This is a genomic window from Micromonospora sp. WMMD1076 (genome assembly GCF_029581475.1).
Classification (GTDB): Bacteria; Actinomycetota; Actinomycetes; order Mycobacteriales; family Micromonosporaceae; genus Micromonospora; species Micromonospora aurantiaca.
This window is the reverse complement of the sequence record NZ_CP120862.1, coordinates 2,154,371-2,171,391: the sequence shown is the minus strand read 5'-3', so window position 1 is coordinate 2,171,391 and position 17,021 is coordinate 2,154,371. Positions and strand designations below refer to the sequence as shown.

The window sequence follows — 17,021 nt, the reverse complement described above, 5'->3', positions numbered from 1 at the left end:
ACGCGCCCGGTTCGCCGGTCCGCCCGGCTAGGCTGGGGCGGGTGAGCCCGCGTCTTGCGTACCCCCGTGTCAGCCGCCTCCGGACGGCGCTGGCGGCGTCCTGCGCGGCGCTGCTCCTGGGCGCCGCCGGCTGCGCCCTCGGCGAGCCCGAGCCGGACCCGGCCGGCGCGCCGCCCAACCTGCCGACACCGTCCGGCACCGCGTCTCCCGGCGGGGCCGGTCAGCAGGTTGTCGCCACCGTGCTGGCCAAGGGGCTGGAGGTGCCGTGGGGCATCGCGTTCCTGCCCGACGGCGGGGCGCTGGTGACCGAGCGGGACAAGGGACGGATCCTCCAGGTCGGCCCGGAGTCCGGCCCGGACGGGCTGGCCGTCCGGCCGGTCCAGACCGTGCCGGACGTGGCCGCCGGCGGCGAGGGCGGCCTGCTGGGCATCGCTGTCTCCCCCGCGTACGCCCGGGACCGCACGGTCTTCGTCTACTACACAGCCGAGGACGACAACCGGATCGCGAAGATGCAGCTCGGGCAGGCGCCGAAGCCGATCCTGACCGGCATCCCGAAGGCCGGCACGCACAACGGCGGCGGGCTCGGCTTCGGGCCGGACGGCCACCTCTACGCGAGCACCGGCGACGCCGGGCGCACCGAGAACGCCCAGGACGCCAGGAGCCTCGGCGGCAAGATCCTCCGGATCACCCCGGACGGCAAGCCGGCGCCGGGCAACCCCACCGCCGGGTCGCCTGTCTGGTCGACCGGCCACCGCAACGTCCAGGGCTTCGCCTGGACGCCCGACAAGAAGATGTACGCGGTGGAGTTCGGCCAGAACACCTGGGACGAGATCAACCAGATCGACAAGGGCGGGAACTACGGCTGGCCCCGGGTCGAGGGACGCGGCGACGACAAGCGCTACGTGAACCCGATCACGCAGTGGCCCACCGGTGACGCCTCCTGTTCCGGTCTGGCGGCGGCGGACCGGCTGCTCGTCGCCGCCTGCCTGCGCGGCCAGCGGCTCTGGCTGGTGGAGCTGGCCGGCAACGGCACGGTCCTCGGTCAGCCGCGCGAGCTGCTCACCGGCCGGTACGGTCGGCTACGGGCCGCCGCGGCGGCGCCGGACGGATCGCTCTGGGTGAGCACCTCGAACCGGGACGGGCGGGGTACGCCCACCGCCGAGGACGACCGCATCCTGCGGCTCGTCTTCGCCGACGGGGGCGCCGGCCGGAGCTGATCCGGCCCACCGGGTTTGTCAAGATCGCTCAAGGGGCAGGTCAGGATCTCAGCATGGACGGCCACGAGAACGAACAGCACCGCACCGGGGACGAGACGGCTCCGGTGCGCGGGCGCGCCCGCCGCTGGACGGCGTGGCGGCCGGGTCACCGGCTGCGCCGGCTGGGTGTCGCGCTGGCTCTGCTCGCGGTCACGCTCGGCGGCATCGTGGTCGGCACGTACGCGGGCGGCCACGTCGGCACCGACATCGGCCCGTTCCGGGCTGAACTCAAGCTCAGCCCGTCGCTCAGCGGCGGCACCACAGTCGACATCCCGCCACTGGGCGCACTGCTGCTGGACAGCCACGACGGCCCGGCGTACCTCACAGTCGAGGTGGGCTCGCTGGACCAGGGGCGCACCGAGGCGCTCATCGACGACCCGGCCAGCATCAGCCGGGCCAGCCAGTCGGCGGTCCAGGACGTCCGCGACGGCGTGATGCGGCTCGGGCTGCGTACGCTCGCCTCGGCGGTGCTGGCCACGTTGCTGCTGGCCGCGCTCGTCTTCCGGGACGTCCGGCGTACCGCGTGGGCCGGCGGTCTGGCGCTGGTCGTGACCGCCGGCAGCCTCGGGGTGGCCGCGAGCACGCTACGCCCGCAGGCGATCGAGGAGCCGCGGTACGAGGGCCTGCTGGTCAACGCGCCGGCGATCGTCGGTGACGCGCGGCGGATCGCGAACGACTACACCAAGTACGCCGAGCAGCTCCAACGGCTGGTCGGCAACGTCAGCAAGCTCTACACCACGGTCTCCGCCCTGCCCGTGGTGCAGCCGTCGCCCGGCACCACACGGGTGCTGCACGTGTCGGACATCCACCTCAACCCGACCGGCTGGCAGCTGATCCGTACCGTGGTCGAGCAGTTCGGCATCGACGTGGTGATCGACACCGGCGACATGACCGACTGGGGCAGCGAGCCGGAGGCCTCGTTCGTCGGCTCGATCGGCCTGCTCAAGAAGCCCTACGTGTTCATCCGCGGCAACCACGACTCGCCGCGCACCGCCGCCGCGGTGGCGCAGCAGCCGAACGCGATCGTGCTGAACAACTCGGTCACCACAGTGGGCGGGCTGACCATCGCCGGCATCGGCGACCCCCGCTTCACCCCGGACAAGGAGACCTCACCGGCCGGCAGCGGCCTCACCTCGGCCGTCGCCGACCAGGTGATCGGCGCCGGCGAACAGCTCGCCGGCACGATCGAGAAGTCGCCGCACAAGGTCGACATCGCGCTCGTCCACGATCCCGCCTCGGCCGGCCCGCTCTCCGGCACCTGCCCGCTGGTGCTCTCCGGGCACACCCACTCCCGGCAGGTGTCGAAGCTGCCGCAGATCGAGGGCAAGCAGCCGACCACGCTGATGGTGCAGGGCTCCACCGGCGGTGCCGGGCTGCGCGGCCTGGAGGGCGAGAAGCCGACGCCGCTGACCATGACTGTGCTCTACTTCGACCAGCAGAAGCTGCTCCAGGCGTACGACGACATCACCGTGGGCGGCACCGGGCAGTCGCAGGTCAACCTGGAGCGGCACGTCATCCGCGACCCGGCCAAGGGCGACCAGGTCCCGGTCACCCCGACCCCGACCCGCGGCCCGTCGGAGTCGCCGTCACCGGGTACGACCACGCTGAGCCCCACCCCCACGAGCTGACCGCCCCGCTTCTCTCCGCCTCCCTTCACGGTCGGTCCGGCGCTCTGCCACCGCGCCACCCGAATCGGCCAGGACACTGCCCGCCGTACCGGAGTCGATCCGGGAGAGCCAGGAACGCCGGCAGAGCCCGTCGCAGGACGCACCGGGCCGGGCGCCGGGGGCAGGCCGGATCGGCCCGACAGCACCGGAAGGCCGGCGAGCCGAGCGGCTGAGGCACGCACGGAGGCCGGACCTCCACCGCGAGGGCCGGGGCCGCCCGGGATGTCCGGCCGGCCCGTGGGGGCGGTCAGCGCAACGGACGCGCGCCTCAGCGCAGCGCGATCGCGGCCAGCGCGGCGTTGACGATGCTGCCGGGCAGCAGGTCGTGCAGCTCGTACAGCTCCCGGACGCTGCCGGACTGGCCGAACTCGTCCACGCCGAGCGGCACCGCCGGGGCGCCGACCGCCGAGCCGAGCCAGGCCATCGCGTGCGAGGCCGCGTCGTGCACGGTGACCACCGGCACCCGGTCGGCGAACGCCGACCGCAGCGCGCCCGGCACGCTCGGCACGGTCGCGGTCCGCACACCCTGGCGCAGCGTCCGCTGCCACGCCCGGTAGAGGCGGTCCAGGCTGGTCACGTCGACCACGTGCGCGGCCACGCCCTCCTCCGCCAGCTCCGCGGCGGCCGCCAGGACCTCCGGCAGCACCGCGCCGGAGGCGGCGAGCTGCACGACCGGGGCGTCAGCCAGATCCGGGTACGCCTGGTGCGCGTCGACGAGCCGGTACGCGCCGGCCACCACCTGCCGCCGCAGCACGGCGTCCCCGAGCCGCGCCCGGGCCGCCTCGAACGGCGCCTGGTCGATCGGCCGGGTGCTGAGCCGGAAGTAGTACGCCCCGTCCTCGGCCGGCGCGGCTGTCGCGGCGGGAGCGGAGCCACCGGCGATCTGCCCGAGCGCGTCGCAGAGCAGCCAGTCGAGGCTGCCGGCGTACGCGGGCTCCAGGAACGTCACCCCCGGCAGCTCCAGGCCGACCGACGCGGTGATGGTGGACTGGTGCGCACCGCCCTCCGGAGCCAGCGTGATGCCGGACGGGGTGCCGGCCACCACGAACCGGGAACCGGAGTACGTCCCGTACAGGAACGCGTCGAGACCGCGCAGCACGAACGGGTCGTACACGGTCCCCACCGGCAGCAGCGGCTGGCCGGACAGGTCCCACGACAGGCCGAGCTGGCCCAGCAGCAGGAACAGGTTCATCTCCGAGATGCCCAGCTCGATGTGCTGCCCGGCGGGGCTCTCGGTCCAGCGCAGCATCCGGTCCTCGGTCCAGGAACGCTGCTCGGTCGGTGCGAACACGCCGGTCTTGTTGATGAACCCGGCCAGGTTGGTCGAGGTGGCCACGTCCGGCGCGGTGGTCACCAGGTAGGGCGCCACCTGCGGATCGCGGGCCAGGTCGACCAGCACCCGGCCGAAGACCTCCTGGGTGGAGACGGGCTTGTTCGCGCGTACCCTCGTGGTCTCCGGAACGGTGACGCTCAGCGCACGCTCGCGCGGCGGGCGGGACAGCGCCTCCCGGCGCTCGCCGGCCCGGATGCCGGCCGGGGACGCCGGGTCGAGGCGGTCCCACTCGGTCTCGGCGGTCAGGCCGTGCGCGGCGCGCAGCGCGTCGACCTGCTCGGTGGTGAGCAGCGCCGAGTGGTTGCGCGGGTTGCCGGCGATCGGCAGGCCCCAGCCCTTGACCGTGTACGCGAACACGACGCTGGGCCGGTCGGTGACGGCGTCGCACTGGGCGTACGCGTCGAGCATCGCCTGCGCGTCGTGGCCGCCCAGGTCGGTGACGAGCGGGCCCAGCTCGTCGTCGCCGATGTCGGCGACGAACGCGGCCACCTCGGCCGGCGCGCCGTCCAGGAACTGCTTGCGCAGCGCCGGCCCGGCCAGCCCGAACAGCGACTGGTACTGCTCGTTGGGCATCCGGTCGATCCAGTCGCGCAGCGCCGCGCCACCCGGCCGGGCGTACGCCTCGGCGAGCTTGCGGCCGTACTTGACCTCCACGACGTGCCAGCCGGCCGCCTCGAACTGGCCGCGCCACTGGTTGATCCGGATGCCCGGTACGACCCGGTCGAGCGACTGCCGGTTGAAGTCGACGAGCCACATCACGTTACCGAGGCCGGTGGTGGCCGGGTCGGCGACCGCCTCCCAGATGTTGCCCTCGTCCAGCTCGGCGTCACCGATGATGGCGACGAACCGGGAATGCGGGCGCGGGCCGAAGTGCGCGTCGACGTAGCGGCGGGTGACTGCGGCGAACAGCGGCGCGGCGGCGCCCAGGCCGACCGAGCCGGTGGAGAAGTCCACCTGGTCCGGGTCCTTGGTGCGCGACGGGTACGACTGGAGCCCGCCGCGCGCCCGCAACATCGGCAGGTACGACTTGTCGAGGTTGCCGAGCAGGTACTGGATGGCGTGGAACACCGGCGAGGCGTGCGGCTTCACCGCCACCCGGTCCTCGCCGTCCAGGTGGTGGAACCAGAGCGCTGTCATCGCGGTGACCAGGGAGGCGCTGGACGCCTGGTGGCCGCCGACCTTCACCCCGTCGCCGGTGTCCCGGTCGTGGTTGGCCGCGTCGACGATGCGGGTGGCGAGCCAGAGCACCCGGCGCTGGATCTCGTCGAGGACGTCGAGGTCGTGCTGGTTCACGGTGACTCCATCCGGGCGTCGCCGTTGACGCCCTGTCCGGGAAGGGGTGGCGAGGCGTTAGGAAGGGCCCCTTCCCATGCACCAGGCGTTAAGAAGGGGCCCTTCCTTACACACGTCAGGCGCCGAGGCGCGCCAGGATCAGCTCGCGGACGGTCTTCGCGTCCGCCTGGCCGCGGGTGGTCTTCATGACCGCGCCGACCAGCGCGCCGGCCGCCGCGACCTTGCCGCTGCGGATCTTGTCGGCCACGTCCGGGTTGGCGGCGATCGCCTCGTCCACGGCGGCGGTGAGCGCGCCGGTGTCCGAGACGACCTCCAGGTTGCGGTTGGTCATGATCTCGGTCGGCGAGCCCTCGCCGGCCACCACGCCCTCCAGCACGGTACGGGCCAGCTTGTCGTTGAGCTTGCCGGCGTCGACCAGGCCCTGCAGCTCGGCGACCTGCGCCGGGGTGGCGCCCACGTCGGCCAGTTCCCCGCCGGTTTCGTTGGCGCGGCGGGACAGCTCGCCCAGCCACCACTTGCGGGCTGCGGCAGGGGTGGCGCCGGCGGCCACGGTCGCCTCGATCAGCTCGACCGCGCCGGCGTTGACCACCGACTGCATGTCCAGGTCGGACAGGCCCCACTCCTGCTGGATCCGCTTGCGGCGCAGCCGCGGCAGCTCCGGCAGGGCGGCCTTCAGCTCGGCCACCCACGCGGTGTCCGGGGCGAGCGGCACCAGGTCCGGCTCCGGGAAGTACCGGTAGTCGGTGGCGGTCTCCTTGGACCGGCCCGACGTGGTGTCGCCGGTGTCCTCGTGGAAGTGCCGCGTCTCCTGGTGGATCCGGCCGCCGGCCTCCAGCACCGACGCCTGGCGCAGCATCTCCGAGCGCACCGCCCGCTCGACCGAGCGCAGCGAGTTGACGTTCTTCGTCTCGGTGCGGGTGCCCCACTCCTCACCCGGCCGGTTCAGCGACGTGTTGACGTCGCAGCGCAACGAGCCCTCCTCCATCCGCACGTCGGAGACGCCGAGCGAGCGGATCACGTCGCGCAGCTCGGTGACGTACGCGCGGGCGACCTCGGGCGCGAGCGCGCCGGTGCCGGGGATCGGCTTGGTGACGATCTCGACGAGCGGGATGCCGGCCCGGTTGTAGTCGACGAGCGACTCGGTGGCGCCCTGGATGCGACCGGTGGCGCCGCCGACGTGCAGCGTCTTGCCGGTGTCCTCCTCCAGGTGCACCCGCTCGATGCCGATGCGCACCAGCTCGCCGTTCACCTCGACGTCCAGGTAGCCGTCGAAGCACAGCGGCTCGTCGTACTGGCTGATCTGGAAGTTCTTCGGCATGTCCGGGTAGAAGTAGTTCTTCCGGGCGAACCGGCACCACTCGGCGATCGAGCAGTTCAGTGCCAGCCCGATCCGGATGGTCGCCTCGATGGCGGCCTTGTTCGCCACCGGCAGCGATCCGGGCAGGCCGAGGCAGACCGGGCAGACCCGGGTGTTCGGCTCGCCGCCGAAGTCGGTCGGGCAGCCGCACCACATCTTGGTGTTCGTGCCCAGCTCGACGTGGGTCTCCAGGCCGATCACCGGTTCGAAGCGCGCGACGACCTCGTCGTACGCGGGCAGTGTCGTCGTCATCTGAGCTCCAGGCGCGATCCGGACAGAACCGTTCCAGCCTAATCGGCTGGCCCGGCCACCCCGCTGCCGGGCTTCGAGATCAGCACGGGCCCGCCACGACGGCCGGGCCCGGGCCGGGCGTCACTCGGGCGTGGTGAAGCTCCGCCGGCGGTTGTACGCCAGCACGAGCAGGATGCCGCCGACGGAGAGGGCCACGACGCTCAGCAGCAGCAGGACGAGCGGCGAACCCGGCCCGGTGATCGGCAGCCACGCGCCGCTCACCTTCGACGGCGAGGGCGTCGGCTGGGGCGCCGCGGTGCCGCTCTCCGGCGGCGTGACGGCCGGGTCGCTCGGCGTCGGCGTGGCAGTCGGGTCGGCCGGGGTGGGCGTGGCCGTCGGGTCGGCCGGGGACGCCGTCGGGGTGGCCGGGTTCCGGGCGGCGACGGTCTCCGTGACGGCGGTGGCCGGTTGCGCGGTGGCGGGCCGCACGGCGCCCAGCAGCAACGCCGCGACCATCGCCAGGGCCATGACCGGGCGAAGTGTCCCCATCGCACATCCAGCTCTCGGTCGGAACCGCTCGCCTCCGCCAGCGGGCCACAGTCCAGTCGATCCGGCAGACTCGCAGCTCATTCGACCAGTGCCAGTGACCCCGGGCAATCCACTGACCGATGATCACCGTGTCGCCGCGACGACAGCCGCGCCTGGCGCGGTCGTGGTGACCGCACCGGGCGCGGGACGTTTCTCCGGTACGGAGGCGGGCGGACCGCCTCCGTACCGGTTGGTTCAGAGCGCCGGCGGGGTGAGCGTGCCGACGGCGTTCTCCAGCGCGGCGGCGACCCGGTACATCCGGTCGTCGGCCATCGTCGGCGCCATGATCTGGAAGCCGACCGGGAGCCCGTCGGACAGGCCGCACGGCACCGAGATGGCCGGGCCGCCGTAGAGGTTCGTCGGGATGGTGAACAGGTCGGCCAGGTACATCTGGTACGGGTCGGCGGTACGCGACCCGATCGGGAACGCCACGAACGGCGTGGTCGGCGAGATCAGCGCGTCGACCTGCTCGAACGCGCTGGTGAAGTCCCGCGTGATCAGCGTGCGGACCTTCTGCGCCTGGCCGTAGTAGGCGTCGTAGTAGCCCGACGAGAGCGCGTACGTGCCGATCATGATGCGCCGCTTGACCTCGGGACCGAAGCCGGCCTCGCGGGTCAGCGACATGACCTCCTCCAGCGACCGGTTGCCGTCGTCACCGACCCGCAGGCCGAACCGGACGCCGTCGAACCGGGCCAGGTTGGAGGAGCACTCGCTCGGCGCGATCAGGTAGTAGGCCGGCAGCGCGTACTTGAAGTGCGGGCAGGAGATCTCGACGATCTCGGCGCCCAGCTTCGCCAGCGCCTCGGCGGCGTCGCGGAACGCGGCCATCACGCCCGGCTCCGCGCCCTCGCCGGTGAACTCGGTGACCACGCCGAGCTTGACGCCGGTCAGGTCACCGGTGGCGCCGCGCCGCGCCGCGGCCACCACGTCCGGCACCGGAGCCGGGATCGAGGTGGAGTCGCGCGGGTCGTGACCGCCGATCACCTGATGCAGCAACGCGGCGTCGAGCACGCTACGCGCGCACGGGCCGGGCGTGTCCAGCGACGAGGAGAACGCCACCAGGCCGTAGCGGGACGTGCCGCCGTAGGTGGGCTTCGCGCCGACCGTGCCGGTGACCGCGCCGGGCTGGCGGATCGAGCCGCCGGTGTCCGAGCCGATCGACAGCGGCGCCTCGTACGCGGCCAGCGCCGCCGCGCTGCCACCGCCGGAGCCGCCCGGGATCCGCTCCAGGTCCCACGGGTTACGGGTCGGCCCGTACGCCGAGTATTCGGTGGAGGAGCCCATCGCGAACTCGTCCATGTTCGTCTTGCCGAGCATCACCGTGCCGGCGTCGCGCAGCCGCTCGACGATCGTCGAGTCGTACGGCGGGCGCCAGCCCTCCAGGATCTTCGACCCGACCGTGGTCGGCACGCCCTTGGTGGTCAGCACGTCCTTCACGGCGACCGGCACACCGGCGAGCGGGCCCAGTTCCTCACCGGCGGAGCGGCGCTCGTCCACGGCACGCGCGGCCGCCAGCGCCCCCTCGGTGTCGACGTGCAGGAACGCGTGCACCCGGTCGTCGACGGCGCCGATCCGGTCCAGGTGGGCCCGGGTGACCTCGACCGCGGAGGTCTCGCCGCTCGCCACCAGCCCGGCGATCTCGACAGCGCTCAACTTGGTCAGGTCGGTCATGCCGGCACTCCGCTTCGCTCCGTGCCGTCATGACGGACAGCCACGCTGAGCCTGATGGTTCGCTCGCTGCGCTCGCTCATGAGGCCACATCCTCGTCCAGGATCCGCGGGACGCGGAACCGCTGCTCCTCGGCGTCGGGGGCGCCCGACAGCGCCTCCTGCGGGGTCAGGCCCGGCCGCACCACGTCCTCGCGGAGCACGTTCGTCAGCGGCACGGAGTGCGACGTCGGCGGGATGTCCGCCGCGGCGACCTCGCCGACCTGCGCGACCGACTGGAGGATCACATCCAGCTGGCCGGCGAAGGTGTCCAGTTCCTCATCCGTGACGGCGAGCCGCGACAGTCGCGCGAGGTGCGCGACCTCCTCGCGGGAGATGGCGGCCATCAGTGCCCCCTTCGTGGCTGTCCTGAGACGTCTGCGGTGGGCCGGCCGCGCGTACGGGCGTACTCGATGACGCGCGGTGACCGGAGCGAGTCTATTGTCCCGCCGTCACGACGACGCCTTCGACTCCCCCTCCGGCACCGGACCGCCGCGGCTTCCTGCCTCCGCCGGGCGCACCGGACGGTAGCGGGACAGCCAGGCCACCAGGTCCTCGGCCGGCATCGGCCGGGCGTGGAACCAGCCCTGCGCCACGTCGCACCCGGCCGCGTGCAGCATCCGCCAGGTGCGCTCGTCCTCCACGCCCTCGGCCACCACACGCAGCCCGAGCGCGCCGGCCAGTTCGATCATCGAGCGGACGATCGCCGCGTCGTCCGGGTCCTCGGCCATCCCGAGGACGAACGACCTGTCCACCTTCACCTCGGACAGCGGGAGCCGCCGCAGGTGTTGCAGCGACGAGTAACCGGTACCGAAGTCGTCGAGCGCGATGCCGACGCCGATCCGGTGCAACTGGGTGATGCTGGCGAGCACCCGCCGGGGGTCGGCCATCAGCGCGCCCTCGGTGATCTCCACCTGGAGGCGTTCCGGCGGCACGCCGTACCGGGCCAGCCGGTCGGCGATCTGGTCGGCGATCTCGCCGGTGTGCAGGTCGCGGACGCTGACGTTGAGCGCGGCCCGCAGCGTGAGCCCGGCCGCCGACCACTTTGCGAGCTGCTCCACCACGTCGTCCACCACGCGGCGGGTGAGCAGCCGCATCACCGCGCTCTGCTCGGCGACCTGGATCAGCTCGCCCGGGTCGACCATGCCCCGGCGCGGGTGCCGCCAGCGCAGCAGCGCCTCGACGCCCACCACCTCGCCTGTCGCGATGGCGATCTGCGGCTGGTAGTACATGGTGATCTCACCCGGGTGCCCGGCCTGGTCGTCCGGCTCGGCCGCTGTGCTCCCGTCGGCGGTCGGCCCGATGACGCCCGGCGCACCGGTGCTCACCGCGGCCTCCGCGTCGTCGGAGACGTCGGCGTCGGCGGTCTCGGCCGCCGGCGCGAGCTCCGCGTCGCCGACCACGAGCGGACCCGCGCCCGGTCCGCCGCCGGACCGGGCGGCCCGGCGGCGGATCGGGTCGGCGCCGGTGAGGATCTGCTCGATCAGGTCGTCGTGCCGCTCCTCGACGCGCTCGCGGCGCCGTCGCAGCCAGCGGTTCGGCCCGCCGCCGGACCGCCGGCCGCCGTCGCGCGCCGGGCGCTGGTTGCGGGCCGGGCGGTCGGCCCGCACCGGCAGCGCCGGGGTCAGGGCCGCGCCGTCACCCCCGCGTACGCCCACAGTCTCCCCGCCCTGCGCGGACGGGCCGGACTCCAGCACCCGGCGCAGGTCGGCCAGCAGACTCAGCCGCTCGGCCGAGTTGTGGTCGGACTCCGGCGCGTAGACCGCGACCGTGTCGTTGCGGTGCTTCGCGTCGTACATGGCCACGTCGGCGTGACGCATCAGGGTGGCGAAGTCCTCGCCGTGGTCGGGGTAGAGCGCGATGCCGATGGCGCCGCCCACGTCCAGCGGCAGCCCGTCCAGCGGCACCGGTTCGGCGAGCGCGGCGACCACCCGGTCGGCCCGCTCGCGGGCCTGGTCGATGTCGGCGAGCCGGGGTACGACGATGGCGAACTCGTCGCCGCCGAGCCGCGCCACCATGTCACCGGTGCCCACAGCGCCCATCAGCCGGGCGCTCACCTCGACCAGCAGGCGGTCCCCCACCGCGTGCCCGAGCGCGTCGTTGACGTGCTTGAACCGGTCGAGGTCGAGCAGCAGCAGCGCCAGGTGCGCGTCCGGCGCGCCCCGGGCGGCCCGTTCGCCGTGCAGGTGCACCTGCTCGGCCACCTCGGTGAGCAGCGCCTTGCGGTTGGGCAGCCCGGTGAGCGGGTCCACGTCGGCGAGCTGTTCCCGCTCGGCTGACAGCCGGGCCATCCGGTACACAGCGAACAACGGCACCAGCACCAGCGGGATCAGCGCCGCGCTGGCCCGGGCGGCGGCCACCAGCACCGGCGCGAGCAGCAGCAGCGAACCGGTGGACAGCAGCTCGTACGCCAGGCCGCTGCGGACGCTGGGCCACCACCTGTCGCCGAAACGCAGCCGGACCGCGGAGCTGACCAGCCCGTAGTTGACCACGAACCAGGCGAGCGTCGCGCCGCCCACCGCCGCCACGTCGGTCCAGTGCAGACGGCCGCCGCCGAACAGCTCGCCCGGGCCGAGCCGGGTGACCGCGTACGCGGCGGCGAGCGCGCACGCGTACTGCGCGGCGTTGAAGCCGGTGCGCCAGGGCGCGTACCCGAGCCGCCAGCCGCTCACCGCGACCGCCACGGCCTGCACCGCGACGGCCGGACCGAAGCCCCAGCCGAGCAGGATGGCGAAGGTGAAGCAGGTCGACGGGAACACCGCCGAGGTCTGCCGCCGGCCGGGCGGGACGAACGGGCGGGCGTCGCAGGCGACGGCGAGCGCCGCCATGGTCCAGAACGCGGCCGGCAGTTCACTCCACCTGTCGGCGAGCGCGACGAGCGGCCCGGCCGAGACCGCCAGGGCGACCACGCCGATCGCGCCCACGAAGCCGAAGAACAGCCCGCTCCGCCCGGGCGGGACGGAGTTACGCGGGTCGCCGGTCTCCATCGCACCTCCCGGGGAACGTCCTGGCGCGCGCCGTCATGCGTCGTACGCCAATGAAACGCCCTCCGAGGCGATTTCCCCGACACGACAGTCACGAATCGGTCGTAGTCGTAATTAACTTGGTATCCGCCGGACGATCGCTGTGACCAGCCTGTCAGTCCTCCGCCCGGGCCACCTCGCGGGCGGCCTCCGGGCCGGAGTCGAGCAGCACGCGGAATCCGTCCTCGTCGAGGATCGGCAGTTTCAGGGTGGCGGCCTTGTCGGCCTTGGAGCCGGGGTTGTCGCCGACCACCACGAAGCTCGTCTTCTTCGAGACCGAGCCGGTCACCTTGCCGCCCCGGAGCTGGATCGCCTCGGCCGCCTGGTCGCGGCTGAATCCGCTCAGCGTGCCGGTGACCACCACCGTGACGCCGTCGAGCGGTCGCGGCCCCTCGTCGGCGGCCTCCTCTGCCATCCGTACGCCCGCCTCGGTCCACTTGCGCACCACGTCGCGGTGCCAGTCGACGGCGAACCACTCCTTGACGCTCGCCGCGATGGTCGGGCCGACGCCGTCCACCGAGGACAGCTCCTCCTCGCCGGCGGCCTCGATCGCGGCGACCGAGCGGAAGTGCCGGGCGAGCGCCTGGGCGGCGGTCGGGCCGACGTGCCGGATGGACAGTGCCACCAGCACCCGCCACAGGTCGCGTTCCTTGGCCTCGGCGAGGTTGTCGAGCAGCTTGGTGGCGTTGGTGCCCAGGCTGCCGTCCTTGTTGACGAAGAACGGCGACCGGCTCAACTGCTCGGCGTCGAGCTGGAACAGGTCGCCCTCGTTGGTGATGATCTGGGCGTCCAGCAGCGCCGCCGCACCCTTCTCGCCGAGCACCTCGATGTCGAGCACCTTGCGGCTGGCCAGGTAGAAGACCCGCTCGCGGATCTGACCGGGGCAGGCCCGCCCGTTGGGGCAGCGGATGTCGACGTCGCTCTCCTTGGCCGGCGCGAGCGGCGTGCCGCAGGCCGGGCAGGTGGTCGGCATGACGAACGGGCGGGCGTCGGCCGGGCGCAGCTCGACCACCGGGCCGAGCACCTCGGGGATCACGTCGCCGGCCTTGCGCAGCACCACCGTGTCGCCGATGAGCACACCCTTGCGCTCGACCTCGCGGGCGTTGTGCAGGGTCGCCTGCGCGACGGTGGAGCCGGCCACCCGGACCGGTTCGAGGACGGCGAACGGGGTGACCCGGCCGGTGCGCCCGACGTTCACGTCGATGTCGAGCAGCTTGGTGTTGACCTCCTCCGGCGGGTATTTGAAGGCGATCGCCCAGCGGGGCGCGCGGCTGGTCGAGCCGAGGCGGCCCTGGATCGAGACCGGGTCGACCTTGACCACCACGCCGTCGATCTCGTGCTCGACGTCGTGCCGGTGCCTGCCGTAGTAGGCGATGTATTCCGCGACGCCGGCCAGGTCGTCCACCACCCGCCACCGGTCGCTGGTGGGCAGCCCCCACGCCTTGAGCGCGGCGTACGACTCGGACTGCGCGGCCGGCCGGAACCCGGTGCGCGCGCCGATGCCGTGCACCACCAGGCGCAGCGGGCGGGAGGCGGTCACCCGGGGGTCCTTCTGGCGCAGGCTGCCGGCGGCGGCGTTGCGCGGGTTGGCGAACGGCGCCTTGCCCTGCTCGACCAGGCTCGCGTTCAGGTCGGCGAACGCGGCCACCGGGAAGTAGATCTCGCCGCGCACCTCCAGGAGATCGGGCACGTCGGGGAAGTCGTCGGCCGGGGTCAGCCGGGCCGGCACGCCCTTGATGCTGCGCACGTTGGCGGTGACGTCCTCGCCGGTGCGACCGTCGCCCCGGGTGGCGGCGCGCACCAGCCGGCCCTTCTCGTAGGTGAGGTTGATGGCGAGCCCGTCGACCTTCAGCTCGCACAGGTAGGGCACCGGGCCGCCCGCGTCGCGCTCGACCCGCTCGGACCAGGCGGCCAGTTCCTCGTCGGCAAAGGCGTTGTCGAGCGAGAGCATCCGCTCGGCGTGCGCGACCGGGGTGAAGTCGGTGGAGAAGGTGCCGCCGACCCGCTGGGTGGGCGAGTCGGGGGTGCGCAGCGCCGGGTATTCGGCCTCCAGCGCCTCAAGCTCCCGCAGCTGCTTGTCGAACTCGGCGTCGGTGACGGTCGGCGCGTCGAGGACGTAGTAGCGGTACTGGTGTTCGGTCAGCTCCTGGCTGAGCGTGGCGTGCCGCTCCCGGGCCGCCGGGGTCGGCTCGGCACCCGCCGCCGCGTCCTGGGCGGCGTCGACCGCCGGGGGAACCGCTTCTTCGGACACGCCGCCGCCTTCGGACACCGCTGTCGACCTCCCGTGTTCGTGCTACCCGAGAACCGTAGCGGTCGGCTGTGACAGTCGTCCGGTCACCCGCGCCGAGCAGGGCGAACCGGCGCCCGCCGCGCCACCCGGGCGGGTCCGCCCCGGCCGTGCGACGATCGCGTCGGCGGTAGTGGGCGACAACGGTCGGAAGGCGGGCGGCGGATGCGCGACGGGGTGGTCTGGGCGCTGGTGATCGTGGCCTGCGTCGCGGCCGGTTGGCTGTGGAACGAGTGGCGCCGCCGCGCGGCCGACCGCGCCGGGACGCGCGACCGGGCCGGCGGGACGCGCGACCGGACCGACGGACGGCGGCCGGGCACCGGGCGTGGCAGCCGGACCGGCGGACCGGACGGCGACCGGTCCGGCGGTGGACGCCGCGGTGACCGGGCCGGCACCGGGCCGCGGGGTGACCGCACGGCGGCGCCGCCGAGGCCACGTGGCGCCGGGCGGGCGGACCGGGACGAGCCCCGGCCCGGGGAGATCTGGTGGGCCGACGTGCCCTACGCCGACGGGACCGGTTCGAAGGTGCGTCCCTGCCTGGTGCTGCGCGTCGACGGCCGGGACGCCGAGGTACTGAAGATCACCAGCCAGGACAAGTCGGACCGGGACGACCACCTGCCGATCCCGACCCGGGACTGGGATCCGGGCGCCGACCACGACAGCTACCTGGACGTGAGCGAGCCGATCCCGGTGCCGCTGAGCGCGTTCGCCGACCGGGCCGGCACCTGCGACCCGGACCTGTGGCGTGGTGTCCGGCGGCTGAGCCACCTCACCGGCTGAGCCAGCCGCCTCGCCCCGGCCGCACCCGCGAGGCGGGGTCACGTCGCCGGTCCCCGGCCCGCACCGGGCGAGCCCGCCGGACGCCTGTCAGTCGAACGCGGCGGCGAGCGCGGTGAGCTGGCCGGCGTACTCGATCCGGCCGGCCCACCCGGCGGGCCAGGCGGCCGTGCCGTAGGCGGCGCCGACGAACGCGCCGGCCAGCGCGGCGATGGAGTCCGAGTCACCGGCCGTGGTGGCACCCCGGGCCAGCGCGCCGACCGGGTCGTCGCTGTGGCGCAGCGCGCAGAGCAGCGCGGTGGCGAGCGCCTCCTCGGCGATCCACCCCTCGCCGGTCAGCCGGCACGGGTCTCCGCCGTCGTCCGGGCGGGCCAGCGCCGCCTCCAGCCGGCCCAGCACACGCAGGCAGTCGTCCCAGCCCCGGGCGACGAACTCGGCCGCGCCGCTCTCGCCGGGCCGCCGCCACAGGTCACCGAGCCAGTCGTCCCGGTAGACGGTGCGCTGCTCCCGGGCCCGCTCGGTGAGCAGGCCGGGCAGCTCCGGCAGCGCCGCGCCGTCGCGCAGCAGCCGGACCGCGTACGCGGTCAGCTCGCTCGCCGCCAACCCGGTCGGGTGACCGTGGGTCAGGCCGGCCTGGAGCTGGGCCAGCCCGGCCATCGTGTCCAGGTCGACGTCGAGCAGCCCGACCGGGGTGACGCGCATGTTCGCGCCGCAGCCCTTCGAACCGGCGACCGTGGCCTCCTGCCAGCGGGCGCCCCGGGCCAGCTCGGCGCAGGCCCGCAGGCAGGTCATGCCGGGGGCGCGGTTGTTCTCCGGGCTGACCGACCAGTCGACGAAGCGCTGCCGCAGCAGCGGCTCCACCACCTCGGCCGTGTACGCGGGCGCGTCGTGCAGCGCCCACGCCACGGCCAGCGCCATCTGGGTGTCGTCGGTGACCAGGGCCGGGTCGCCGGTCAGCTCACGCGGACCGGCCGGACCGTAGCGCCGGACGATCTCGGTGACGGTGAGGAACTCGGTCGGCTTGCCCAGGGCGTCGCCGTAGGCCAGGCCGAACAGCGAACCGGCGGCGCGGCCGGTGGCGGTGGAGGCGGTCACGGTGGCGATCATGCCCCCACCACGCAAGCCGCGGAAGATCAGTCCCAGCAGAGGCAGAACGGGTGGCCGACCGGGTCGGCGTAGACCCGGAAGCCCTCCCCCTCACCGGGCAGCCGCCGTGCGCCCAGCGCCAGCACCGCCTTCTCGGCCGCCTCGATGTCGTCGACGCTCACGTCGAGGTGGAGCTGCTGCGGCCGGGCCGGGTCGGGCCAGTCGGGGCTGCGCAGGCCCGGCGCCCGCTGGAAGGCCACCCGCGGCTGGTGCCCGGGTGGGCCGCCGAGCACCACCCACTCGTCGCCGTCGGAGTTCTCCTCCACCAGGGGCAGGCCGAGCAGCTCGGAGTAGAAGGCGGCGAGCGCCCGCGGATCGGGGCAGTCGATCACCGTGGAACGCAGTCGTCCAATCATG

At 73.8% G+C, this 17,021-nt stretch carries 12 protein-coding genes; 3 read left to right on the top strand and 9 right to left on the bottom strand.

Annotated elements, in window-relative coordinates; translation table 11 throughout:
- Positions 1-41: 41 nt before the first annotated feature.
- Positions 42-1,217, top strand: a complete 1,176-nt coding sequence (locus O7622_RS10650; RefSeq protein WP_282313199.1) for a PQQ-dependent sugar dehydrogenase — start codon at positions 42-44, stop codon at positions 1,215-1,217.
- 53 nt (positions 1,218-1,270) lie between these two features.
- A complete protein-coding gene (locus O7622_RS10645; protein ID WP_282313198.1) occupies positions 1,271-2,884 on the top strand; it encodes a metallophosphoesterase in 1,614 nt (537 codons plus the stop codon).
- 307 nt (positions 2,885-3,191) lie between these two features.
- Here the strand turns inward: O7622_RS10645 and O7622_RS10640 are convergent, their stop codons facing one another.
- From O7622_RS10640 to ligA, 7 genes are all read right to left on the bottom strand, one after another.
- Positions 3,192-5,549 carry a pyruvate dehydrogenase gene (locus tag O7622_RS10640; protein ID WP_282313197.1) on the bottom strand — a complete coding sequence of 786 codons (2,358 nt, stop codon included), beginning with the start codon at positions 5,547-5,549 and terminating at the stop codon, positions 3,192-3,194.
- Between the two features lie 115 nt (positions 5,550-5,664).
- Positions 5,665-7,158, bottom strand: coding sequence for an Asp-tRNA(Asn)/Glu-tRNA(Gln) amidotransferase subunit GatB (gene gatB, locus O7622_RS10635; protein ID WP_282313196.1), 1,494 nt, complete (start codon positions 7,156-7,158; stop codon positions 5,665-5,667).
- 120 nt (positions 7,159-7,278) lie between these two features.
- Positions 7,279-7,686, bottom strand: a complete 408-nt coding sequence (locus O7622_RS10630; protein ID WP_282313195.1) for a hypothetical protein — start codon at positions 7,684-7,686, stop codon at positions 7,279-7,281.
- A gap of 234 nt (positions 7,687-7,920) precedes the next feature.
- Complete coding sequence (gene gatA / locus O7622_RS10625; protein ID WP_282313194.1) at positions 7,921-9,396, bottom strand: Asp-tRNA(Asn)/Glu-tRNA(Gln) amidotransferase subunit GatA; 1,476 nt, start codon at positions 9,394-9,396, stop codon at positions 7,921-7,923.
- 76 nt (positions 9,397-9,472) lie between these two features.
- Positions 9,473-9,778: an Asp-tRNA(Asn)/Glu-tRNA(Gln) amidotransferase subunit GatC gene (gatC, locus tag O7622_RS10620; protein ID WP_135243672.1), complete on the bottom strand. Its 306-nt coding sequence runs from the start codon at positions 9,776-9,778 to the stop codon at positions 9,473-9,475.
- A gap of 105 nt (positions 9,779-9,883) precedes the next feature.
- Positions 9,884-12,418: a GGDEF domain-containing phosphodiesterase gene (locus O7622_RS10615; RefSeq protein WP_282313193.1), complete on the bottom strand. Its 2,535-nt coding sequence runs from the start codon at positions 12,416-12,418 to the stop codon at positions 9,884-9,886.
- A gap of 151 nt (positions 12,419-12,569) precedes the next feature.
- Positions 12,570-14,705 carry an NAD-dependent DNA ligase LigA gene (gene ligA, locus O7622_RS10610; RefSeq protein WP_282313191.1) on the bottom strand — a complete coding sequence of 712 codons (2,136 nt, stop codon included), beginning with the start codon at positions 14,703-14,705 and terminating at the stop codon, positions 12,570-12,572.
- 201 nt (positions 14,706-14,906) lie between these two features.
- On the opposite strand from ligA, the gene O7622_RS10605 reads away from it, so the two are divergent.
- On the top strand, positions 14,907-15,521 hold the full coding sequence (locus O7622_RS10605) for a type II toxin-antitoxin system PemK/MazF family toxin (protein WP_282313190.1): 615 nt from the start codon (positions 14,907-14,909) through the stop codon (positions 15,519-15,521).
- An 87-nt stretch (positions 15,522-15,608) separates the two neighbouring features.
- Here the strand turns inward: O7622_RS10605 and O7622_RS10600 are convergent, their stop codons facing one another.
- The gene (locus O7622_RS10600; protein ID WP_282313189.1) at positions 15,609-16,625 is read right to left on the bottom strand and encodes an ADP-ribosylglycohydrolase family protein; all 1,017 of its coding nucleotides are present in this window, start codon (positions 16,623-16,625) and stop codon (positions 15,609-15,611) included.
- Between the two features lie 26 nt (positions 16,626-16,651).
- Positions 16,652-17,020: a VOC family protein gene (locus tag O7622_RS10595; protein ID WP_282313188.1), complete on the bottom strand. Its 369-nt coding sequence runs from the start codon at positions 17,018-17,020 to the stop codon at positions 16,652-16,654.
- Position 17,021 lies beyond the last annotated feature (1 nt).

What these genes read in the sequence shown, in the direction of transcription:
- gatA (WP_282313194.1), bottom strand. Translation starts at nt 9,396, where the DNA reads ATGACCGACCTGACCAAGTTGAGCGCTGTCGAGATCGCCGGGCTGGTG.
- gatB (WP_282313196.1), bottom strand. Translation starts at nt 7,158, where the DNA reads ATGACGACGACACTGCCCGCGTACGACGAGGTCGTCGCGCGCTTCGAA.
- O7622_RS10615 (WP_282313193.1), bottom strand. Translation starts at nt 12,418, where the DNA reads ATGGAGACCGGCGACCCGCGTAACTCCGTCCCGCCCGGGCGGAGCGGG.
- gatC (WP_135243672.1), bottom strand. Translation starts at nt 9,778, where the DNA reads ATGGCCGCCATCTCCCGCGAGGAGGTCGCGCACCTCGCGCGACTGTCG.
- O7622_RS10600 (WP_282313189.1), bottom strand. Translation starts at nt 16,625, where the DNA reads ATGATCGCCACCGTGACCGCCTCCACCGCCACCGGCCGCGCCGCCGGT.
- O7622_RS10605 (WP_282313190.1), top strand. Translation starts at nt 14,907, where the DNA reads ATGCGCGACGGGGTGGTCTGGGCGCTGGTGATCGTGGCCTGCGTCGCG.
- O7622_RS10630 (WP_282313195.1), bottom strand. Translation starts at nt 7,686, where the DNA reads ATGGGGACACTTCGCCCGGTCATGGCCCTGGCGATGGTCGCGGCGTTG.
- O7622_RS10595 (WP_282313188.1), bottom strand. Translation starts at nt 17,020, where the DNA reads ATGATTGGACGACTGCGTTCCACGGTGATCGACTGCCCCGATCCGCGG.
- O7622_RS10645 (WP_282313198.1), top strand. Translation starts at nt 1,271, where the DNA reads ATGGACGGCCACGAGAACGAACAGCACCGCACCGGGGACGAGACGGCT.